The organism is Xanthomonas sp. NCPPB 2922 (genome assembly GCF_041520885.1).
Lineage (GTDB): Bacteria > Pseudomonadota > Gammaproteobacteria > Xanthomonadales > Xanthomonadaceae > Xanthomonas > Xanthomonas campestris.
Genome location: NZ_JBGOFY010000012.1, coordinates 82,958 through 103,417 on the forward strand (window position 1 = coordinate 82,958; position 20,460 = coordinate 103,417).

21 protein-coding genes are annotated in these 20,460 nt (G+C 68.1%); 10 read left to right on the forward strand and 11 right to left on the reverse strand.

What is annotated here, in order from left to right; all coding sequences use genetic code 11:
- The first annotated feature begins 267 nt into the window (after positions 1-267).
- The 6 genes from cutA to accC all read left to right on the forward strand — a co-directional run bounded on the left by cutA (position 268) and on the right by accC (position 6,577).
- Positions 268-600, forward strand: a complete 333-nt coding sequence (gene cutA, locus ACD584_RS14145; protein WP_070689538.1) for a divalent-cation tolerance protein CutA — start codon at positions 268-270, stop codon at positions 598-600.
- A 5-nt stretch (positions 601-605) separates the two neighbouring features.
- The gene (locus tag ACD584_RS14150) at positions 606-2,912 is read left to right on the forward strand and encodes a protein-disulfide reductase DsbD (protein WP_076037314.1); all 2,307 of its coding nucleotides are present in this window, start codon (positions 606-608) and stop codon (positions 2,910-2,912) included.
- An 842-nt stretch (positions 2,913-3,754) separates the two neighbouring features.
- Entirely contained in the window at positions 3,755-4,201 is a 447-nt protein-coding gene (gene aroQ, locus ACD584_RS14155; RefSeq protein WP_076037315.1) for a type II 3-dehydroquinate dehydratase, read from the forward strand.
- Between the two features lie 79 nt (positions 4,202-4,280).
- Positions 4,281-4,763, forward strand: coding sequence for an acetyl-CoA carboxylase biotin carboxyl carrier protein (gene accB, locus ACD584_RS14160; RefSeq protein ID WP_011035766.1), 483 nt, complete (start codon positions 4,281-4,283; stop codon positions 4,761-4,763).
- Positions 4,764-4,840: 77 nt separating this feature from the next.
- Positions 4,841-5,167 (forward strand): four helix bundle protein, encoded by a 327-nt coding sequence (locus tag ACD584_RS14165; RefSeq protein WP_254843726.1) that lies wholly within the window; start codon positions 4,841-4,843, stop codon positions 5,165-5,167.
- A 42-nt stretch (positions 5,168-5,209) separates the two neighbouring features.
- Entirely contained in the window at positions 5,210-6,577 is a 1,368-nt protein-coding gene (gene accC, locus ACD584_RS14170) for an acetyl-CoA carboxylase biotin carboxylase subunit (protein WP_076037317.1), read from the forward strand.
- Between the two features lie 231 nt (positions 6,578-6,808).
- Here accC and ACD584_RS14175 read toward each other — a convergent pair whose 3' ends face one another.
- Genes ACD584_RS14175 through ACD584_RS14185 form a run of 3 tightly spaced genes read right to left on the reverse strand, consistent with a single transcriptional unit; the run spans position 6,809 to position 8,299 of the window.
- The gene (locus ACD584_RS14175; RefSeq protein ID WP_139328398.1) at positions 6,809-6,997 is read right to left on the reverse strand and encodes a hypothetical protein; all 189 of its coding nucleotides are present in this window, start codon (positions 6,995-6,997) and stop codon (positions 6,809-6,811) included.
- 19 nt (positions 6,998-7,016) lie between these two features.
- A complete protein-coding gene (locus ACD584_RS14180; protein WP_011035763.1) occupies positions 7,017-7,382 on the reverse strand; it encodes a hypothetical protein in 366 nt (121 codons plus the stop codon).
- Complete coding sequence (locus ACD584_RS14185) at positions 7,379-8,299, reverse strand: hypothetical protein (protein WP_076037318.1); 921 nt, start codon at positions 8,297-8,299, stop codon at positions 7,379-7,381. The genes ACD584_RS14180 and ACD584_RS14185 overlap by 4 nt, the downstream gene beginning before the upstream one ends.
- Before the next feature lie 452 nt (positions 8,300-8,751).
- Here ACD584_RS14185 and prmA point away from each other — a divergent pair, with 452 nt between their 5' ends.
- Entirely contained in the window at positions 8,752-9,672 is a 921-nt protein-coding gene (gene prmA, locus ACD584_RS14190; RefSeq protein WP_076037928.1) for a 50S ribosomal protein L11 methyltransferase, read from the forward strand.
- Position 9,673: 1 nt separating this feature from the next.
- Here the strand turns inward: prmA and ACD584_RS14195 are convergent, their stop codons facing one another.
- The gene (locus tag ACD584_RS14195; protein WP_228438041.1) at positions 9,674-10,165 is read right to left on the reverse strand and encodes a hypothetical protein; all 492 of its coding nucleotides are present in this window, start codon (positions 10,163-10,165) and stop codon (positions 9,674-9,676) included.
- Positions 10,166-10,315: 150 nt separating this feature from the next.
- Here ACD584_RS14195 and ACD584_RS14200 point away from each other — a divergent pair, with 150 nt between their 5' ends.
- From ACD584_RS14200 to fis, 3 genes are all read left to right on the forward strand, one after another.
- Positions 10,316-10,693, forward strand: coding sequence for a helix-turn-helix transcriptional regulator (locus ACD584_RS14200; protein ID WP_011035759.1), 378 nt, complete (start codon positions 10,316-10,318; stop codon positions 10,691-10,693).
- Positions 10,694-11,166: 473 nt separating this feature from the next.
- Positions 11,167-12,462 (forward strand): DUF3426 domain-containing protein, encoded by a 1,296-nt coding sequence (locus tag ACD584_RS14205; protein WP_076037319.1) that lies wholly within the window; start codon positions 11,167-11,169, stop codon positions 12,460-12,462.
- Positions 12,463-12,577: 115 nt separating this feature from the next.
- Positions 12,578-12,850 (forward strand): DNA-binding transcriptional regulator Fis, encoded by a 273-nt coding sequence (gene fis / locus ACD584_RS14210; RefSeq protein WP_011035757.1) that lies wholly within the window; start codon positions 12,578-12,580, stop codon positions 12,848-12,850.
- A 282-nt stretch (positions 12,851-13,132) separates the two neighbouring features.
- Here the strand turns inward: fis and ACD584_RS14215 are convergent, their stop codons facing one another.
- The 7 genes from ACD584_RS14215 to ACD584_RS14245 are packed head-to-tail and all read right to left on the reverse strand — an operon-like array spanning position 13,133 to position 20,407.
- Positions 13,133-14,107 (reverse strand): phosphatidate cytidylyltransferase, encoded by a 975-nt coding sequence (locus ACD584_RS14215; protein WP_012437216.1) that lies wholly within the window; start codon positions 14,105-14,107, stop codon positions 13,133-13,135.
- Positions 14,104-14,736 carry a 1-acyl-sn-glycerol-3-phosphate acyltransferase gene (locus tag ACD584_RS14220; RefSeq protein WP_076037320.1) on the reverse strand — a complete coding sequence of 211 codons (633 nt, stop codon included), beginning with the start codon at positions 14,734-14,736 and terminating at the stop codon, positions 14,104-14,106. Before ACD584_RS14220 ends, ACD584_RS14215 begins: the two co-directional genes overlap by 4 nt.
- Entirely contained in the window at positions 14,733-15,380 is a 648-nt protein-coding gene (locus ACD584_RS14225) for a CDP-alcohol phosphatidyltransferase family protein (RefSeq protein WP_175611710.1), read from the reverse strand. The genes ACD584_RS14220 and ACD584_RS14225 overlap by 4 nt, the downstream gene beginning before the upstream one ends.
- Positions 15,380-16,873 carry a TIGR04222 domain-containing membrane protein gene (locus ACD584_RS14230; RefSeq protein WP_175611711.1) on the reverse strand — a complete coding sequence of 498 codons (1,494 nt, stop codon included), beginning with the start codon at positions 16,871-16,873 and terminating at the stop codon, positions 15,380-15,382. The genes ACD584_RS14225 and ACD584_RS14230 overlap by 1 nt, the downstream gene beginning before the upstream one ends.
- Positions 16,870-17,313, reverse strand: coding sequence for a hypothetical protein (locus ACD584_RS14235; protein WP_076037323.1), 444 nt, complete (start codon positions 17,311-17,313; stop codon positions 16,870-16,872). The genes ACD584_RS14230 and ACD584_RS14235 overlap by 4 nt, the downstream gene beginning before the upstream one ends.
- Positions 17,310-18,647, reverse strand: coding sequence for a phosphatase PAP2/dual specificity phosphatase family protein (locus ACD584_RS14240; RefSeq protein WP_076037324.1), 1,338 nt, complete (start codon positions 18,645-18,647; stop codon positions 17,310-17,312). Before ACD584_RS14240 ends, ACD584_RS14235 begins: the two co-directional genes overlap by 4 nt.
- Positions 18,644-20,407 carry a bifunctional alpha/beta hydrolase/class I SAM-dependent methyltransferase gene (locus ACD584_RS14245; protein ID WP_076037929.1) on the reverse strand — a complete coding sequence of 588 codons (1,764 nt, stop codon included), beginning with the start codon at positions 20,405-20,407 and terminating at the stop codon, positions 18,644-18,646. Before ACD584_RS14245 ends, ACD584_RS14240 begins: the two co-directional genes overlap by 4 nt.
- Positions 20,408-20,460 lie beyond the last annotated feature (53 nt).

A 20,460-nucleotide genomic window follows, 5' to 3' on the forward strand; every position in this document is an offset into this window, starting at 1 on the left:
GCCTGAGTTGCGGCCCTAGCCGGCATCGCCGCGCTGACCGTCGGGCCGACAATGCCCTGGCGTCCGATGAAGCATCGATCCCCGGTTGCCTAGCCAGGACCCCAGGTCGCGTGCACCCGGCCCCACATCGCCCCGCTCCACTACCGACCTGCCAACGCCCGGGCGTCCCCATCCTGAATCAAGCCGTCGATCGCCCACGAAGCCGCGGCGCCGTGCCGGAAGGCGCGGTCGATCCCCCGCAATTGGGGGATTACACTGCCGTGTCTGATGAGCGCCTCCTCTCTCCATTTGTTGTTCAGCACCTGCCCGGATGCCCAAAGCGCCGATCGCATCGCGCGGGCACTGCTGGAGGAACGGCTGGCCGCCTGCGTCACCCAACTGCCCGGCGCACGTTCGCTGTACCACTGGAACGGGGCCATCGAGGAATCCAACGAAGTGCAGTTGCTGATCAAGACCTGGGAAGACCGCCTGCCTGACGCCATCGCGCGGCTGCAGGCGTTGCATCCCTACGACGTGCCCGAAGCCATTGCCGTGCAGGTCAGCGCCGGCCTGCCGGCCTATCTGGACTGGGTGCGTGCCGAAACCCGCAAGGAATCCTGACGTTCATGAAGTCCCTGTCCCGCTGGATCGCCCGCTGCGCCGTACTGGTCGCGCCCCTGTTCGTCGCCTTGCCGCTGCTGCTGACCGCGCCAGCGGCGCAGGCGGTTACCGAGGCAGACCTGCTGCCGGTGGACCAGGCCTTCGCACTGAGCGCCAAGGCCGACGGGCGTGACCGCATCGCGCTGACCTGGAAGATCGCCCCGGGTTACTACCTGTACCGGCATCGCATCAGCGTCAAATCCGGCCAGGGCTTCACTGCCGGTGCGCTGGATCTGCCTGAAGGCGAGAGCAAGCACGACGAATTCTTCGGCCAGGTGCAGACCTACCGCACCGCGCTGCAGGCCAGCCTGGCCGGCAAGGCCGCGCCCGGCCAGCGCAGCGCGATCCTGCAGGTGCAATACCAGGGCTGCGCCGATGCCGGCGTGTGCTACCCGCCGCAACGCCGCGAACTGCGCGTGGATCTGCCCGACGCGCCAACCGCCGCTCCGCCGCGCGAAAGCCTGGGCGCGCTGGTGCCGCGCGGCCCCAGTGGCGCACGGTTGTTCGGCGCGCCCGGCCAGACCGCTGGCGTGGACGCCCTGCCGCTGCCGGCCGACCAGGCCTTCAAGTTTGAGGCGATCGTCGGCGACGGCAACAGCCTGCTGCTGCGTTTCACCCCGGCCCCCGGCTACTACCTCTACCGCGACCGCACCTCGCTGTCGCTGGAAGGCACCAGCGACATCCGCACCGGCCTGCCGCGGTGGCCGCAGGGCCGCACCCACCGCGACGAGCACTTCGGCGATGTGGTGGTGTATTTCGACCAGGCCGAAGTCACCCTGCCGCTGCTGCGCGACCGCCCCGATCCGGCCCGCGTGACGCTGGTGGCCACCTTCCAGGGCTGCCAGTCCGATGGCATCTGCTACCCGCCGATGACCCGGCGCGTGCGCCTGGACCTGCCGGCCGGCACGGTGTCGCCGCACAACCAGGCCACTGCCACACCGCTGCTGATCTCGCCGCTGTCGGCCGGTGAAGTGGCCGCCGAGCGCGCCGCGCCAGCACCGCCTGCGTATGCCGCACCTGGCCCCGATGCAACGGCCGGCAACCCGGAGCGCAGCCGCCCGCCGCACCTGGAGCGCAACCTGCTCGCCATCCTGCTGCTGGCGCTGGCCGGCGGGCTGGTGTTGAACCTGATGCCCTGCGTGCTGCCGATCCTGTCGCTGAAGGTGCTGGGCCTGGCCCACAGCGGCGAGAGCCGCAACCACGCGCGCAGCCATGCCATCTGGTATTCGTTGGGTGTGCTGGTGTCCTTCGCTGCGATCGGCGGGCTGGTGATCGGCCTGCGCGCTGCCGGCCAGGCTGCCGGCTGGGGCTTCCAGCTGCAGCAGCCGTGGTTCGTGGCCGCGTTGGCCTACCTGATGTTCGCGGTGGGCCTGAGCCTGTCGGGCGTGTTCACGCTGGGCAGCAACCTGGGCGGCATCGGCCAATCGCTGGCCGCGCGCAATGGGCCGCTGGGCGACTTCTTCACCGGCGTGCTGGCCTGCGTGGTCGCCAGCCCGTGCATTGCACCGTTCATGGGCACCGCGCTGGCGTATGCGTTCACCGCGCCGGCACCGCTGGCGATGCTGGTATTCCTGACCCTGGGCCTGGGCCTGGCGCTGCCGTTCCTGCTGATCGGCTTCATCCCCTCGCTGGCGTGGCGGCTGCCCACGCCCGGCGCCTGGATGGAGACGCTCAAGCAGGTGCTGGCCTTCCCGATGTACCTCACCGCGATCTGGCTGCTGTGGGTGCTGGGCAAGCAGCGTGGCGTGGATGCGCTGGCGCTGATGCTGGTCGGCGCCACCTTGCTGGCGCTGGGCCTGTGGTGGTTCGAACGCAGCCGCTGGAACAGCCATCGCCTGGGCATGGGCCTGGCCGCGGCGATGCTGGTGCTGGCGATCGTGCCGGTGGTGGCGGTCACCCGCCTCAGCCTGCCGCGTGCCACCGCCACCGAAGGCAGCGTCACCTACACCCCCGAGTTGCTGGACCGCCTGCGCGCAGACAACCGCGTGGTGTTCGTCAACATGACCGCCGACTGGTGCGTGACCTGCAAGGCCAACGAAAAGAACGTGCTGAGCAGCACCGACTTCCGCGACGCGTTGCGCCGCGTGGATGCGGTCTACATGAAGGGCGACTGGACCAACGTCGACCCGAAGATCAGCGCCTTCCTCGACCAGCACCAGGCGGTCGGCGTGCCGCTGTACGTGGTCTACGGCCCCGGCGCACCGCCGGCGGTGCTGCCCACCGTGCTCACCGGCGCCATCACCGAGGATGCGTTGCTGCGCGCGGCGCGCTGAGGCCTCGGCCAAGCAGTACTGACTGCCGCGGTGCGCTGGCATGGCGTGTTCCGGTGACCGGCTGAGGGCAATGGCGTCATCACGTGTGAGCGGCCGCCAGTTGGCGGCGCGGTCTGCCGCGCAACTTCGGTCGGCCACGCGTGTTTGAACACCCCGCATCTGCATTGCTGCCATTGCGCAGTAATTTGCGCGCTGGGTGATGCGCTGCTGCCCGCAGCGCGCAGCGCGCTCAGGCTTCAAGCAAACGCACCGCAGCCAACGCGCTCGCACGGGGCACCCCCGGAATGCCATCGCTTCGTGCGCATGGCTGGGCCACCCAGAACTGGCACGCGCGGTCTGTGGCGCACGCTGACGCGGGTCGGCAACAGATTTGCTTCTCCCGCCCTGACGCGTGCTGCCATCGGGTCGCGAAACGCTGCCCCAGCGCGCTCGCACTGCGCGTGTTTGGAGGTCATCGCTTCAGCGCCCGGGCTGCCAAGAGCTGCCAATGCGGTCTGTGGCGCCAATTCGGTCGACAACGCACCCGAGCACCCCACACGTGCGCTGCTGCCATCGGGTGGCAATCTGCGCGCATTCGCACGGTTCGCCGACACGGAAGACTGGATACTCCAGGTGCGGTCTCGGTGCAGCGCCTGAGGCCACATGCGCGTAGCGAACTGCAACGCGCCCGCTCCAGCACGCTATGCACCAGCGCTTCATGCGCGGCACAGCCCGCCAATCCACGCTTGGCGCGGGGGCGGCGCAAGAATCAAACGATTGTTTAAAACATCGATAACTTCGCCCATCTGGACAGCATCGCCTGCATCGCGCAGACTTCCGGCCTTTCCGCTCTTCCGGATGTCATGGCCCACCTGCTGCTGTTGCACGGCCCCAACCTCAACCTGCTCGGCACCCGCGAGCCGGAGGTCTACGGGCGCACCACGCTGGCGCAGATCGATGCGGCGCTGGTGAACCGTGCGCAGGCGGCCGGGCACACGCTGGACTGCCTGCAGTCCAATGCCGAGCACGTGCTGGTGGAGCGCATCCACGCCGCGCGCGAAGACGGCACCGCCTTCATCCTGATCAACCCGGCCGCCTTCACCCACACCTCGGTGTCGCTGCGCGATGCGCTGCTGGGTGTCGGCCTGCCGTTCGTGGAAATCCATCTGTCCAACCCGCACACCCGTGAGCCGTTCCGGCACCACAGCTATCTGAGCGACAAGGCCGCCGGCGTGATCTGCGGCTTCGGCGCCGACAGCTACCGGCTGGCGCTGGTAGCGGTGATCGCGCGCCTGGAGCGCGACAGCTGACGCGCACTTCGCGCCCAACCCCACCCCATTCCGCCGGCACCCGCCGGCACTCTCCACCGATTCACCTCAAGAGGCCCTTATGGATCTCCGCAAAATCAAGAAACTGATCGACCTGCTCGAAGAATCCAATCTCGCCGAAATCGAGATCAAGGAAGGCGAAGAAAGCGTGCGTCTGGCCCGCGTGCCCAAGGGCACCCAGGTGATGAGCGCCCCGATGCAGCAGTACGCGCCGGCCCCCGCCGCGCCCGCACCGGCGGCCACCATGCCGATGCAGTCGCCCACCGAAGCCTCCACCGGTGGCGCCAAGCAGGGCGCTGCCTTGCCGGAAGGCCACGTGCTGCGCGCGCCGATGGTCGGCACGTTCTACACCTCGCCCTCGCCGGACAAGCCGGCCTTCGTCACCGTGGGCCAGCAGGTCAAGGCCGGCGAGACGCTGGCGATCATCGAAGCGATGAAGATGTTCAACCCGATCGAAGCCGACATCTCCGGCACCATCGTCGCCGTCCTCAGCGACACCGGCCAGCCGGTGGAGTTCGATCAGCCGCTGTTTGTGATTGGCTGATTTGCCGGGAATCGGGAGTGGAGAATCGGGAATCGGCACAGCGGCCTCACGAAACTCTGGACGCCTGGCGTGATTCCATGGAGCTCGTCGAAATGATCTACCGGCTGACCGAGGTATTTCCCGACCAGGAGCGTTACGGCCTGACTGCGCAGGTGCGCCGCGCAGCCGTCAGCATCCCGTCGAACACCGCCGAAGGTGCGGCACGACGCTCCACTCCCGATTACTCCCGTTTTCTGTCCATCGCACGTGGATCGCTTTCCGAACTGGACACGCAAGTCCAGATCGCCGCCCGACTGGGTTACAGCCGCAGTGAAGATGACCAGAGCGTCCGCCGTCAGGTCGACCTGGTGTTCGCCAAGCTCACTGCACTGATGAACGCCCTACGCAGACGTGGAGCCGCCTGATGCCCGCATCTACCCATTCCCCATTCCCGACTCCCTATTCCCATGCTCGATAAAGTCGTCATTGCCAACCGAGGTGAAATCGCGCTGCGCATCCTGCGCGCGTGCCACACGCTCGGCATCCGCACGGTCGCGGTGCACTCCACGGTCGACCGTAACCTCAAGCACGTGGCCATGGCCGACGAGTCGGTGTGTATCGGCCCGGCCGCGTCCAGCGACAGTTACCTCAACATCCCGGCGCTGATCGCCGCGGCCGAGGTCACCGACGCGCAGGCCATCCACCCCGGCTACGGGTTTCTCTCGGAAAACGCCGATTTTGCCGAGCGGGTGGAAGAATCCGGCTTCATCTTCATCGGCCCCAAGGCCGACACCATCCGCCTGATGGGCGACAAGGTCGAGGCGATCCGCGCGATGAAGGCCGCCGGCGTACCGTGCGTGCCCGGCTCGGGCGGCCCGCTGGGCGATGAGATCATCGCCAATACCAAGATCGCGCGCGAAATCGGCTACCCGGTGATCATCAAGGCCGCCGGCGGCGGAGGTGGACGCGGCATGCGCGTGGTGCATTCGGAGGCCGCGCTGAAGGCGGCGATCGAAACCACCAAGTCCGAAGCCAAGGCCGCTTTCAGCAACGATCAGGTCTACATGGAGAAGTTCCTGGAGAACCCACGCCATGTGGAAATCCAGGTGCTTGCCGATGGCCAGGGCAACGCCATCCATCTGGGCGAGCGCGATTGCTCGATGCAGCGCCGTCACCAGAAAGTGGTGGAAGAAGCGCCGGCACCGGGCATCACCGAAGAACTGCGCGCTGAGATCGGCAAGGTCTGCGTGGATGCGTGCATCCGCATCGGTTACCGCGGCGCGGGCACCTTCGAATTCCTGTTCGAAGGCGGCAGGTTCTACTTCATCGAAATGAACACGCGTATCCAGGTGGAACACCCGGTGACCGAGCGCATCACCGGCATCGACCTGGTGTGCGAGCAGCTGCGCATCGCCGCCGGCCACAAGCTGAGCATCAAGCAGAGCGACATCGTGCTGCGCGGGCATGCGATCGAATGCCGCATCAACGCCGAAGACCCGGAAACCTTCATGCCCAACCCGGGCCTGATCACTGCCTTCCATCCGCCGGGTGGCCCGGGCGTGCGCGTGGATACGCACATCTATGCCGGCTACAAGGTGCCGCCGAACTACGACTCGATGATCGGCAAGCTGATCGTGCACGGCCCGGACCGCGAGACCGCGATCGCGCGCATGCGCGTGGCGCTGAGCGAGATGGTGGTGGACGGCATCAAGACCAACATCCCGCTGCAGCAGCGCATCATGCGCGACAAGGGCTTCCAGGCCGGTGGGCAGAACATCCACTACCTGGAAAAGCGCCTGGCCGAGCGCAAGAACAAGTCCATCGCGCTGGTCTGATCGCGGTAGCGCTGGCCAAGAAAAAGGCGGGGAAACCCGCCTTTTTCGTGTCTGCGTGTGCGCTGGGAGCGTGGTGTTCAAACTGCGGGGCCGCGGCATTGCGCCGGCGTGTTATCTGGCGAACGACTTGCGCGTCACGTCTACGCGCCGAACCGTGTGACCGGCTTCATCGCATGGAGCGCATCGCGTGCGCGGCCATGCGTCAGTGCTGCGTGGCGAACGACCTGCGCGTCATGCTTGCGCGCCGAACTGCTTGACCGGCTTCATCGCATGGAGCGCGTCGCGTGCGCGGCCATGCATCAGTGCTGCGTGGCGAACGATCTGCGCGTCACGCCTGCGCGCCGAACTGCGTGACCGGCTTCGACGTGTGGAGCGCATCGCGTGCGCGGCCATTGGCCGCTTGCACGCGTAATCGTGCATCACTGCACATCCGTGGCACTCAACGGCGCTTTGCTGCCGGTTGCTGGCTGCCCGGCACCGGCACCGCGCCGCTGGGCGAGGATGGGTCGACCACAGTCATGGTTTCGGTGGAGCCATCCGGCCAGACCACCTGGAACGTGGCGCCGGCCGGCAGCGAGGCGAACGGCATGCCGCTGCTGGCGCGATACACCGCAGCCACCTGGCTGGCGCCGTGCTGGCGCAGCTGCGCGTCGGCACCGACGGTGATGCGCTTGACCGACAACGGCTGGTAGCGGTGATCGGCGGTGTCGATCATCACGATGCCCACCGCTGCGGCCGAATACGCCACGAACAGCGCCACCCAGAACCAGAACTTGGCGCCGTGCGCCAACCGACGGTAGTTCATGACTGTGTCTCCGACCGCGTTACGAGTGTATCGACCATCTCATCCACCTTGTCTGCTCCCTGCCGCGGCACCGCGGCATCGAATACGAACGACACGAAATCCTGTGCGCTATCGCGCGAGCAGATGCCCGCGTTGGCGCAATAACTGGTGACCAGCGTGCTTTGCGCACTGCAATCCAGGCCCAGCCGGCACGCGGCGACCTGCCAGGCCAACTCGGCGAACTGATCGCCCGCCACATAACCGTCCAGGCTGTCATCGCCACTGGCGCGCGCGCCCATCGCCGGCGCAAGCGCCAGATACGCTTCCGGGTCGCGCGAGGCCAGCACGCGCTGCACCAGCGCGCGCTTGTAGCCGGGCGTGGTCTGCAAGGGTTCGCCCAACGCAAGCATGGCCGCTTCTGCAGCGAGGCTGCCGGCACGCGCGGCGGCCTGACGTTGCTGGGCCACCACGCGCGGACTCAGCCCGTCGCTGGGCGCGAAGCCGGCGCAGCGCTGCGCCACGCGTTCGCGTGCGGCGTGCATGGCGGCCACGCCGGGCGCGGGTTGGGTGGCGATCCAGGCACTGTCGGCCGCGTAGCCAGCCGGGCTCATCGCATAAGGAGCGCAGTAGTCGTAGACCCGGCTCAGGCGCCAACCGGCCTGCGCATCACCGGCGCGCACTTGTTGCTGCAGTTGCTGCGCGTAGCGGTAGAGATCCTGCGGCGGCTCGCCTGCGGTGCCGCGCGCCAGCTGCAACGCAGCGCTGCGCTCGGGCACCGCGTGCGGTTTGCCGGCTGTGGGCACGACGTGCGCAGCCGCAGTCTCCACGACGGCCGCGGGCGAGATGCCCGCTGTCTGCGGACGCGCCTGCCACCACGCCGCCGCAAGCGCGGCGGGAGCGAGCAACAGCCAGAGATGGCGGGCACGAACGAGCGGCATGGACGGCAACAGGCCTGGCGCGGGAACGTCCCGCAGCGACGGCGCGGAGTCTATCACCGGCGCTGCTGCGGGTCGGCGCTGAAGCGGGCGCTAGCGCTTTTGTGGGAATTGGGAATTGGGAATTGGGAATTGGGAATTGGGAATTGGGAATTGGGAATTGGGAATTGGGAATTGGGAATTGGGAATTGGGAATTGGGAATTGGGAATTGGGAATTGGGAATCGGCGATTTGGGATTTGGGATTCGATGATTCGGTGATTCGTTCCATCCAAAGGATCGTTACCGAGCACGCCACACACGCAGAAGGCTGCCGCTCTCCTTCCCTCGAACAAACAGGTGCAGCCGCAGACAACACGTTTCCCAGCGCAGGCGATGGGCCGTGCTGCCACGCGCCGCTCAGGGCGCGGCGCGCGAATCGTCTACGATGCACGTTTTACCGCCGCGACCGTCCCGATGCCGTTCCTTGAATTGACCCTGCCCTGCACCCGCGCCACCCAGCCCCGTTTCGAGAACGCGCTGGAAGATGTGGGCGCCTTGGCCGTGACCATGCTCGATGCCCATGCCGGCACCATCAACGAGCGCGCCATCCTTGAGCCGGGCGTGGGCGAGGTGCGGGTGTGGGAGGAGACAGCGCTCACCGCGCTGTTCGACGGCGACAGCGACCCGCTGATGCTGCTGGCCGCGCTGGAAGCCTTCGACCCGAGCCTGGACACGCGCCATGCCACGTTTCGCAGGGTGGAAGACAGCGCCTGGGAACGGGCCTGGATCGACCAGTTCAAGCCGATGCGCTTTGGCGCGCGCACCTTCATCGTGCCGTGGAATCAGGACCTGCCCGAAGAGGCCAACACGCCCGACGCGGCGGTGGTGCGGCTGGACCCGGGCCTGGCCTTCGGCTCGGGCACCCACCAGACCACCGCGCTGTGCCTGCGCTGGCTCGATGCGCTGGCCGGCGAGGGCCAGTTGCAGGGCCGCAGCGTGCTGGATTTCGGTTGCGGCTCCGGCATCCTGGCCCTGGCCGCGCTCAAGCTCGGTGCGGCCAACGCGGTGGGCGTGGATTACGACCCACAGGCATTGCTGGCCACGGCCGAAAATGCCGAGCGCAATGCGATGGAAGCGCAAATGCAGGTGTACCTGCCGCAGGACGAACCCGTGCAGACCTACCCGGTGGTGCTGGCCAATATCCTGGCCACCGCACTGGACGCGCTGGCCGAGACCCTGGCCGCGCGCGTGGCGCCCGGCGGGCGCATTGCGCTGTCGGGCATCATGCAGGGCCAGGAGCAGGACCTGGTGCAGCGCTACACGCCCTGGTTCGAGCACCTGCACTGCGAATACGACGCGGAATGGGTACGCATCGACGGCGTTCGCCGCCACTGACTCACTCCGGCCGAAGTTCACCGCTGCGGATTCGCGCGGTGGTGACGGCATCCTCGACACTGATGGCGCGCAGCTGGGTCACCGGCTGCCAGCCAGCACGCTGCAGGGCCGCGCACCGCCAGCGGCTGGCCTGCCGCACCGCAGACGCGCGCATACCGAGCTCGACCAGACCCAGCGCCGCCCACGCCAGCAACCAGCCGCCGGCGGATGCACTGGCGAGCCACAGCCCGCCCGCACTGCCCAGCACTCCCATGCCGGCGGCCAGCAGCCGCCAATGGCGATGTCGCCATGCCCACCACCGGGGCGCCAGCGCCGGCCCCCAGTGCAGCCCGTCGATCACCGCAGTCCAGTCCTGGTCGCGGCGCCAGACCAGGTAGCGGGCCGCACCCGCAAAGCGCGCCACGGCTGGATCCAGCGGCGAATAGGCCGGCCAGGGTGTCGGCGGCACAGGTTTTGGGCGCGGCGCCGCGCGCCAGCCCACAGACGTTTGCACATGACGGCTCCTCCTTGAGTTCGCTGTGATGTCGTGATCACCCAGCGAATGCCAGTATCGCAAACATCTGCCGATATGAAAGTCATACGAACTATTCGATTGTGTCGCTGGCGCTATATCTCCCGGCCCGTTCCCGCCACCGGTGTCCGTGTGAGCAAGCTATACGAGCGTGTACGCGAGGCCCGCAGCTTGACCAAGCTGACCCAGGAAGCCCTGGCCGGCGAACTGGGCGTGACCCGCAGCGCGGTGGCGCAATGGGAGATGGCCGAAGGCACCGCGCCGTCGGTGGACAACCTGATCGGCCTGGCCAAGCGCAGCGGCATGACGTTCGAATATCTGGCCACCGGCCGCGGCGAGCGCGTGTTCGGCCCGCCGGTGTCCTCGATTGCCGAAGAACCCGCCCAATACCGCCACCTGGATGAGCAGCAGCGCGTGCTGCTGTCGCGCTTCGACGCATTGGCCCCGCGCCAGCGCACCGGCCTGCTCGATCTGCTGCTGGCCGAAGGCAAGCCGCGTCGGCGGCGCTGAGGCCCGGCCGCAGCGGGCGCGTGGTCGCAATCGCTGGTGTTTTCGATTGCCGAAGGACCTGCGCAATAGCGCCATCTGATGAGCAGCAGCGCTGGTGTCGCGCTTTGACGCGCTGGCCCCGCGCCAGCGCACCGGCCCGCTCTCGATCTGCTCCTGACCGAACGCAAGCCACGCCTGCGGCACTGGACCACACGCCGAGTCTTGTTCTGCTCCGCGGGGCATTCGCCTGAGCCTGTGCGGAGCGGCGGCGGCGCCTAATCCATTTTCATCGCAGGGCAGTGTTCGCTTGAAACAGTGCTCGCGAGAAAACGTCGGCCTGTCTGAAGACGCCTGCGCCATGTGGGCACGTCCCTGGGCACTGCGCCGTGGCGCCGCACGTATCAGTTGGGTGCCGCAGTCACTGACCGCGGCAGCGGGTTCGCCATGCGGCGCGCGCGTGGTTGAATAGCGGTCTTCCCGCTGCACGCCTGCCGATGTCCGAAACTCCGCCTCCGCGCCGCCCGCTTGCCACGTTCCTGCGTGCGGCCCCGGCCGCCCCGCCGCTGGTCCCAACCCCGCCCGCGCCTTCGACCGAGCCGGCCGACACCGCAGTGCCTGCCCCCGAGTCCGCGCCGGTGGCAGCGCCGCTGGCCGCACCTGTTCCGGCGCCGGTACGTCCGTTGCCAGCGCCACCGCGCAGCCCGGAGGCCGCCCCGCCAGACGCCGCTGCACGTGCGCCTGACACCCTGATTGCACCCACACGGCGAGACGCGCCGCTGTCGGCGTCGCCACTACCCTTGCCTGCCACGCCACCCGCACCGGTGCCGGCGCATTCGTCTGCGCAGACTGCGGACCCGGCCATGCGCCGCAGTGCAGACGACCGGCCCACTGCAGCGGCGGCGATCGCTCCGGCAGTTGTAGCAACGTCTACAGCTCCGTTAGCTCCGGCCGCAGCAGCACACGCAACCAACGCCCCCGACCAACCTGCAATTGCAGCGCAGTCCGCTGCGAGCGCGCCAGGCGCCACAGTCACGCAAACGCCGCAGGCGTCCCCCCCGGCCAATCAAGACGGCCAGCCTGCCCCCGCTGCTCCCCAGGCGGCCCCGGAAGCAGAGGCAGGTGCATCGACCGAGGCCGAGCTGGAAGCAGATCCGGACGACACCGCAACCACGCCCGCCCCCACGTCCACGTCCACGTCCACATCGGCATCGGCATCGGCATCGGCATCCACATCCACACCAGCGTCGCCATCCTCCTCCCCAACTCCGGCCCCTACGCTGGAACCCGCCTTCGCCCGCCGCGGCCTGGTCCGGCCGCGGCTGCGCGCCAGCGGCTGGCAATGGGCGGTGCTGGTCGGCCTGGTACTGCTGCTGGGCCTGCAGATCGTGATCGCCGACCGCGCGCGCCTGGCCGGCGACGCGCGCTGGCGGCCGCTGGTGAGTGCGGCCTGTGCCGTTGCGCGCTGCGCGCTGCCGCCGTGGCGCGACCCGGCCACGCTGACCCTGCTGACGCGCGACGTGCGCCCGCTGCCCGCCTACCCGGGCGTGCTGCAGATCCAGGCCAGCTTCCGCAACGATGCACGCTGGGCACAGGCCTGGCCGTGGCTGCAGCTGTCGCTGTCCGATGCCGACGGCCGGGTAATCGGCACGCGGGTGTTCAGCCCGCAGGATTATCTGGGCCAGGCGCCCGCCGCGCAGGACACGCTGGCGCCCGGCCAGGCGGTGCAGGTGGCGTTTCGCGTCCGCGAACCGGCCGCGAGCACGGCCGCCTTCAGTTTTGATTTCCGTTGAGCGGACGCGACCTGAGCGCCACCCCACATGGGCGTGGCGAGCGGTGAGGTCACGCGCTAGACTCACTCCCCCTCGCCGGCCACGCGTCCCGGCTTCGTGACACTGGGAACCTCCTTTGAACGCAGCCCCCTCTCGTCCTGACAGCAGTCGTGGCGCCCCGAAGTCGCCGCTGCGCGAACACGTCGCGCAGTCCGTGCGCCGCTATTTGCGCGACCTCGACGGCAGCGATGCCGACGACGTGTATGAAATCGTGCTGCGCGAGATGGAAATCCCGTTGTTCGTCGAAGTGCTCAACCATTGCGAAGGCAATCAGAGCCGCGCCGCGGCCATGCTGGGCATTCACCGCGCTACGCTGCGCAAGAAGCTCAAAGAGTATGGGCTGACGTAGGTTTGGGAATCGGGAATCGGGATTGGGGAATCGCAACGGCGGTTTCGCGCGATGTGTGCATTCCCTGTGCGCATGAACATGCGTGGTTTGCACCGCAAATTAGGTTCGGGATGCGGGATGCGGGATGCGGAATCGCAACGGCGGTGTTGCGCTGTGTGTGCGTTTCCTGTGCGATGAAACACGTCTGGGTTGCACCACGATGGCGCAACGACTTGGGCACATGCGAGGTCTGACGGTTTAGCCGCTGTCACTGCTTGCCGACGGCGCGCTGCGGCACACCGCTTACGCCCAGCCGTAGCGAATCAGGTGGAAGAACACCGGCGCGGCGAAACACACCGAATCCAGCCGATCGAGCACGCCGCCGTGGCCTTCGATCATGTGGCCCCAATCCTTGATGCCGCGATCGCGCTTGATTGCCGACATCACCAGCCCGCCGAAGAAGCCCATCAGATTGGCCACCAGCGCCAGCCCGAACGCGTGCCACGGTGCGAACGGGGTGATCCACCATAGCGCCATGCCGAGCAGGCTGGCCGAGAGCACGCCACCGATGAAGCCTTCCACGGTCTTGGACGGCGACAGCTTCGGTGCGATCAGATGCCGGCCGGCCAGTTTGCCCCACACGTACTGCAACACATCCGAGGACTGCACCACGATCACCAGGAAGGCGATCAACAGCAGATTGCGCCCGGCATAGCCGGGGATCTCCAGATTCAGCAGTGCCGGCACGTGCGAAATGCAGAACACGCAGATCATCAAGCCCCACTGCACCTTGGCGGTGCGCTCGAGATAACGCGTGGTGTCGCCGCCGATGGTGGCCAGGATCGGCAGCACCAAAAACGCATAGACCGGGATCAGCAACGTGTACATGCCATACCAACCCGTCCACACCAGCCCGTACTGCCAGGGCAACACGATGTAGAACGCCGCCAGCAGCGCGTAGTAGTCGCCGCGCCGGGTGGGCGTGAGGGTGATGAACTCGCGCAGCGCGAACAACGACACCAGCGCAAACAGCCCGATCACCCCGGCGCGCCCGAACACGAACGCAATGCCCACCACGCCGGCCATCACCCACCAGGCGCGGATGCGGGCCACCAGGTTGTCGAGCACTGCGCTGGGCTGCGCGCGCGCGCGCCACCGCAAGGTTTCGGAAATCAGCGTGGCCACCACCAACACCAGCGCAATGCCGCTGAACAACCATAGCGTCTGCTGGTGCATCGAGGACTGCTGCAACTGCCCACTGAACGCATACGGATTCATGCGCGCGCCTCCAGCTGATCCGGCGACAACGCCAGCAACGCCTCACGCGCACGTGCCAGAAATGCCTGCTTGTCTTCGTCGGCCTCCAGCCGTAATGGCGCACCGAAGGTGGTGGTGCATAGCAGCGGCAACGGCAGCCATTTGCCCTTGGGCATCACGCGCTTGAGGTTGTCGATCCACACCGGCACGAACTCCAGTTCCGGGCGTTGCCGCGCCAGGTGGTACAGCCCACTCTTGAACGGCAACACGCCCTCGTCGGGATTGCGCGTGCCTTCGGGAAACAGGATCAGCGAATCGCCAGCATCCACCGCATCGCACAGGCATTCGATCGGGTCGCGGGTGCGGCGCGCCGCATCGCGTTCGATCAGCACGCCGTTGAACACCGCGTGGATCAGGTAGCGGCGCAGCGCGGTGCGTTGCCAGTAATCGGCCGCGGCCACCGGGCGGACTTCATGCCGCAGGCTGGCCGGCAGCGAGGACCAGATCAGCACGAAGTCGCCGTGGCTGGCGTGGTTGCCGTAGTACACGCGGCGTTCGTTGGACGGCGCGCAGGCGCGCCACAACGCGCGGGCACCGGTGAGGGTGCGGATGGCGCCACTGCAGGCACGCGCGATCAAACGGGCAATCATGTCCACTCCAATGCGCGCACGATCATGCGCAGCCGCAACACCACCGTCAGCACCGCACCGGCGATCAACACCGCCAGTGCGCCAATCAACACCCACGCCGCCGCACGCGGCTGGCCCATCCATTGCAGCGGCAGTGCCAGCACGGTCATCAACGACAACCAGTGCATGCGCTGCACGCGGCTCATTGGCCCCTGCCGCGGCTCGGCGGTGCCACAGGCCAGCCCGAGCATGCGCACGTAGGCGGTGGCCACGCAGCACAGCGCCGCGGCCCAGCCCAGTTGCGCGGCCCACGGCACGCTGTCCTGCAGCCCGTAGCCCAGGCCGATGCACACCAGCACATCCGACAGGCGATCCGGTGCGTCGTTGTAGACCTCGCCGGCACGCGACACCAGCCGCGCCTGACGCGCGAGTACGCCATCCATGCGGTTGCAGCACAGCCGCCCCTGCAGCCCGAGCAAGGCCAGCAGCAGCGGCGCGGCACCTTCGCGCGCCGGCGCGCTCAAGCCGATGTAGAACATCAGCCCGGCCAGCGCCGCGAAGGCGATGCCCACCCACGACACGCCATTGGGTGTGGCGCCGCGTCCGCGCAAAGCGCGTGCCAGCTGCCGTTGCCGCGCACGCAGCCCGGTTGTCTCGTGTGCCATCAGTCGCCTCCCCCGCCACATCCACCACAGCCGCCGCCACCATCGCCGCCGCTGTCGCCTCCTCCATCGCCGCCGTCACCGCCACCGCCGCAGCTGCTACCCGTGCTGTCGTGGTGATGCGTGTTCGGTGCGCGGATCTCGTGGTAACTGGCCCAGGGTGTGCCGACCAACGCCACCGTGCCGTACAGCGCCACGGCCTCGCCCGGATCGGCGCCGGTCCGCGCAGCATCGCGGCGCACTGCCTGGCGGCGCGCCTGCAGACGCGCATCACCGGACAGGGTGCGCCGCACCGGCACCAGCAAAAAGCCCAGGACCAGCACGCTGGTCAGCACCATGCAGCCAAGCAGGTACCCCACCGGAGACCCGCCCTGCACGCCAATCACCAGCTTGCATGCGCCCAGCACCCACACCACTGCCACCGGCACGGTGCTGACAGCGCGCACCCAGCGCGCAGCGCCAGGCGCAAGCCACAGCCCCTTGTCGATCAATTGCTGTCTGACCGGCCCGGCAAGCCCGCGCAGGGCCTGCCAGGCCACGGTGGGATCTTCGGCACTGCGCAGCGCCTGCAGCGCCGGTTCCAAAGCAGGCGGCACCGCAATGCGCGGCTGCCATCGCACCCATCGCCGTGCCTGTGCATCCTCATCGCGATCCAGATAAACCGCGTTGCGCACCAGCAACTCGGTGAACAACAGATCGGCAACGCGATCGGCGCCACCGCTCAGGTAGGCGAATTCGCTGGCATCAACGGCATCGACCGCACGTGCGCGGCCACCACGCAATGCCCGCCGCAACCACGCCGAGGTGGACCAGCCCAGCCCGATCAGCGTGATGAAAAACGGCAGGAAGTGGACCCCGCGCCATTGCAACGGCTGCGGTACGCCGCCATTGGCCGAGTAGGCCAGCCAGGCGGCGACCGCTGCGGCAAACGCCCAGCCGATGACCGCGCGCGGGAGTCGCCTGACCGACGGCGGTGCTGGCTCGCCGCGCAGCGCACGCAACGCGGCCTCGGACGCGTCAGCGTGCGCCGCCGGCACGGCTGTGGGAGCCGGCCGCGGGGCCGGCCACAGCAGCGCCGGCGGCGCGCCAAACTGCAGCTCATACCGCTCCAGGGTGGCGCGGTATTGCTGCTGGAAGCGCGCATCCTCGGCGGCGCTGCCGCGGCCGGGTTGATGATGCAGCGTGGCCTGCAACACCTGCGGGCAAAAGCTGTCCCAGTACTCGCGCGTGTCGGTGAGGTGGGTGTGCCAGACCTGATCGACCAAGGGGCTGGGCGTGGCCTGCGCGGTGCTGGTGCAGGCCAGAAAACAGAAGCGCCGGTATTCCTCCACCAGTTGCTGCGCCACCGCCACGCTGCAGTGCGCCTGCTGGGCGACGCGGCGCTCGAAGGCAGGCAAGGCATCCGCATCGGAGCCGAAGGCATACGCCTGCAGCCGCAGCCATAACGCGTGCTGCTCAGGTGTGGCCTGCAGTGGCACCGCCGGCGAGGTGGTCACAGCATCCCCTTGGCCAGCAGGCCGATCGCCAACGCCAGCACCTGCAACGCGGCGCACAGCAGCTGCGTACGCAGCAGGCCACGCATGCCGCGCCAACGCGCACTCCAATCACGTACAGGCGGTGCATGGCGCAGCAGCCCGATGTCTTGCAAGGCCTGGTCGAGTTGCTGGCCGGCTTGAGTGTCATCGGCATGACCGCCTTCCAGCTGGCCGAGCACCGCGTCGAGCAGGTCGGCGTCCAGGCCCACCCGAAACGCCCAATAGCGCTGCGCAAGGCCGGCCAACGCGCTCAGCGCATAGGCAACTTGCGCAACCGTTGGTGCATCAGTGATGCCCAGCAACAACACGGCAGCGGCCAGCAGCAGCAACGCGCAGCGGTCGATTGCCGCGCCCTGGCGCAACAGCGCGCGCATGCTGGCCAGCGTCATCACCGCGGTCATGCCGGCACCTGCGCGATAAGCGCATCGGCCGCAGCATCGCCGGCACACGCAGCGGCAATCGCCGCCTGGTGATGAGGCCCCAGCACGATCGACGGGCGCGCCGCGCGCACGCAGGCCATGGCCTCGCTCACGCTGGCCGCGCGCTGGCTGAGCACCAGCCACGTCACCACGCTGGCCGCACTGCGCGAATAGCCCAGCGCGCAGCACACCAACACCGGCCCATGCGCGCGCGCCGCCTCGATCGCCTGCGCGGCAGCACGTAGGCTGGCCGGCGCCGGCGCCACCAGATCCAGCATCGGAATGATGCGGTCGTTCGCATGCGCATGGCGCAACGACAGTTCCGCACTGACATCCACCACCACCGCGAATGCAGCGCGCTGCGCCGGCAACGGAATCCGCCCCAACCACACGTCGTCGCACACCGCGCGCGGCAACGGCGCGCGCCGCGTCCACAGCCGCGAGTTGCACCAGGCTGCCAGCAGATAGGGGGCATACAACCAGCGCGCGGCCAGGCTCAGTTGCCCATCGCTGCGCTTTTGAAACCCGCCCGGTCCCAGCAGTGCGTAATTGAGCGCCACCAGCAGCAGCGCGCCACTCATCCACAGCAGCCACAGCGCTGCACCGCCCAGCCACAGCGCCAGGCCAGCCGTCACCCCTGCGCCACCCAGATACAGCGCCGCCAGCCGCCAGCGTCGCGGGTCGCGCGCGAGGCGTGCATCGGTCCACGGTGCTGCGATGCGCTCGGGCCACAGCCACACGCACAGCCACCCGGCCGCCAGCCCGGTGGGCACATCGATGAAATGATGCTGATAGGTGGTGAGCACCGAGACGCCAATCAGCGCGAACCACCCATGCAGCAGCCAACGCCACACGCCCTGCAGCTGCGTGCCGTAGCGCACCCACAGCACCACCAGCAGCACGATGTGTAGCGATGGCGCCTGGTTGTACGGCTTATCGAAGCCCAGCAGCACCGCGAACAACCACCCGAACACGCCCTCGGTGTCGGGCCGTACGAAGCTGTAGCGCAACGGCCACAGCAGGAAACAGCTCACGCACAGCAGCTGTGCGGTGAACAGGCGCAGTGCATGCGTATCCAGCTGCCGCCGCGTGCGGCAGGTAAAAAACGACACCGCGTAGAACACATCGATGGACCAGTACGGCACGATGGTCCACGGCCAGAACGGCATGCCGTGTTCCCAGCCGAACACCACCGACGGTACGCTGACCGCGCGCCCGGCCAAGGTATTGGCCAGCCCGTAGCTGAGGAAGAAGAACGGCCCCAGCACCGCCAGCCACAGCGCGGCGCGAGCGAACGGGCGCGCGCCTGCATTCATGCGTTGATCCGCTGCGCCAGCGACACGGTGAAGATGCCGAACGCGTCGATGCGCTGGTCCACCTTGCGAAACCCGGCCGCTTCCACCAGGCCGTCCATCTCCTGCTGGCTGCGCCGGCGCATCACCCAGGCCACGCCGTCGCGGTGGCTGGTGAGTGCGCGCGCAATGAATTCCAGCTGCGGATGCCAGGGCTGCCCGGTGTAGAGCAGATAGCCGCCGGGCGGCACCGCCGCGGCCACGCCAGCGAGCGAGCGCGCCACCTGGTCGTTGTCGGCAAACAGTTCGTACAGGCCCGACACCACCGCCAGCGTGGGCGCAGGTTCCACCGCGCCCACCGAGACCGGATCGAACGCATCGCCCTGCTCGAAGCGCGCGATGTCGCCTGCACCCAGCGCCTGGATCAACGCCGCACCCTGGGTGACATTGAGCGGGCTGAAGTCGCGCAGCACGATCGCATCGGCGCGTTGCGCGCCGCTGCCCAGCGCTTCCAGCACGTAGCGGCCATGCCCGGCAGCGATGTCCAACACGCGCACCGGTTGCCCGGCCTGGCGCAGGCGGGTGGCGGTTGCGCGCAGCAATTCGCCCAGATGCGCGCCACGGATGCGGATGCCGCGCCAGCCGATGGCGTTGAGGTAATTGCGGTCGATCATGCGGCCGAGCGGCCCGCGCCCACGCGCCTGGTTGCGATAGATGTAATCCAGCGTGCTGCCGGAATCGAAGCCGGTCTGCAGGCCCAGCGCGATGCCTTCGGACAATGTGCCACCCAGCCGCAGGCCCGCACGCACACCGCGCCAGCGCAGGTCTTGCAGGCTGTTGCGTTGCGGCGGCCAGGCCAGGCGTTCGGCTTCTTCGAAACTCGGGCCCGCACGATGCGCATCGCGCAGGTCCGCGCGCACCGGTGGCTGCGCAAAGCGCTCGTTGACGAACTGACGGATCTGCGCGATCGCCACCGCACGGTCGCGCTCACCCAAGGTGTCGTGGAAAAACCCGGGCAGAAAATGCCGTTGCTTGATCGGCGAGCGCAGGTTCTCGTAGAAGCGGTCCTGCGGGCCACGATGCACCACGAAATCCGCGCCGGAGACCAGCAATTGGGTCGGCACGGTGATCGCCTGCGCATCGGCCACCACGCGGTCGGCCGCCGCGTACAGCCCCAGCAGCACACGCACCGAAATCGGCCGGGTGATCAACGGATCGGTGCGGTAGCTCTCCACGCGCGCCGGATCATGCGTCAGCCACTGCGGCTTGACGTAGCTGTTGACGAAGAAGTTGCCGCGCAGCGCCTGCATCAGCGCCAGCCCTGCGCGTGCAAACGGCACGTACAACTTGACCTTGAACGCTGGCGAGGCCAGCACCAGCGCGCGCAATGGCGGCGCGTAATCGTGCACCCAGGTGGATGCCACCACCGCGCCCACGCTCTGCGCGATCACCACGATGTCCTGCACCGCGATGCCATGGGTGGCACCGATGTGCGCAATGAAGCTGTCCAGATCGCGCACCAGCGCGTCGAAGCCGGGCGCGTCGCCGCGCGCGCCGGGCGAGCGCCCGTTGCCGCGCGCATCCCAGGCAAAGAACTGCGCGTCCGGCAGCTGCAATTCTTCGGCCAGGTGCATCACCCGCCCGGAATGCTCGTGCCCACGGTGCAGCAACACCACGGCCTTGGGCGGCGTCGCGGCGTCGGCAGCGGCCTGCACCGGCCAGTGCCGATAAAACAGGGGCGCACCATCGAAACTGGCGAACTCGCGCTCTACAACTGTGCGCATCGGATCATCCTGAGAGGTAAAGAGGTTGGGGATCGAGAAAAACCGGGCGCTGC

Excerpts from the sequence above, each read along its gene's own strand:
- accB (WP_011035766.1), top strand. The coding sequence starts at position 4,281 with ATGGATCTCCGCAAAATCAAGAAACTGATCGACCTGCTCGAAGAATCC.
- prmA (WP_076037928.1), top strand. The coding sequence starts at position 8,752 with ATGCCGTTCCTTGAATTGACCCTGCCCTGCACCCGCGCCACCCAGCCC.
- ACD584_RS14205 (WP_076037319.1), top strand. The coding sequence starts at position 11,167 with ATGTCCGAAACTCCGCCTCCGCGCCGCCCGCTTGCCACGTTCCTGCGT.
- ACD584_RS14245 (WP_076037929.1), bottom strand. The coding sequence starts at position 20,407 with ATGCGCACAGTTGTAGAGCGCGAGTTCGCCAGTTTCGATGGTGCGCCC.
- accC (WP_076037317.1), top strand. The coding sequence starts at position 5,210 with ATGCTCGATAAAGTCGTCATTGCCAACCGAGGTGAAATCGCGCTGCGC.
- cutA (WP_070689538.1), top strand. The coding sequence starts at position 268 with ATGAGCGCCTCCTCTCTCCATTTGTTGTTCAGCACCTGCCCGGATGCC.
- ACD584_RS14240 (WP_076037324.1), bottom strand. The coding sequence starts at position 18,647 with ATGAATGCAGGCGCGCGCCCGTTCGCTCGCGCCGCGCTGTGGCTGGCG.
- aroQ (WP_076037315.1), top strand. The coding sequence starts at position 3,755 with ATGGCCCACCTGCTGCTGTTGCACGGCCCCAACCTCAACCTGCTCGGC.
- ACD584_RS14165 (WP_254843726.1), top strand. The coding sequence starts at position 4,841 with ATGGAGCTCGTCGAAATGATCTACCGGCTGACCGAGGTATTTCCCGAC.
- ACD584_RS14175 (WP_139328398.1), bottom strand. The coding sequence starts at position 6,997 with ATGCACGATTACGCGTGCAAGCGGCCAATGGCCGCGCACGCGATGCGC.
- ACD584_RS14180 (WP_011035763.1), bottom strand. The coding sequence starts at position 7,382 with ATGAACTACCGTCGGTTGGCGCACGGCGCCAAGTTCTGGTTCTGGGTG.
- ACD584_RS14235 (WP_076037323.1), bottom strand. The coding sequence starts at position 17,313 with ATGACCGCGGTGATGACGCTGGCCAGCATGCGCGCGCTGTTGCGCCAG.
- ACD584_RS14220 (WP_076037320.1), bottom strand. The coding sequence starts at position 14,736 with ATGATTGCCCGTTTGATCGCGCGTGCCTGCAGTGGCGCCATCCGCACC.
- ACD584_RS14215 (WP_012437216.1), bottom strand. The coding sequence starts at position 14,107 with ATGAATCCGTATGCGTTCAGTGGGCAGTTGCAGCAGTCCTCGATGCAC.
- ACD584_RS14185 (WP_076037318.1), bottom strand. The coding sequence starts at position 8,299 with ATGCCGCTCGTTCGTGCCCGCCATCTCTGGCTGTTGCTCGCTCCCGCC.
- ACD584_RS14150 (WP_076037314.1), top strand. The coding sequence starts at position 606 with ATGAAGTCCCTGTCCCGCTGGATCGCCCGCTGCGCCGTACTGGTCGCG.
- ACD584_RS14225 (WP_175611710.1), bottom strand. The coding sequence starts at position 15,380 with ATGGCACACGAGACAACCGGGCTGCGTGCGCGGCAACGGCAGCTGGCA.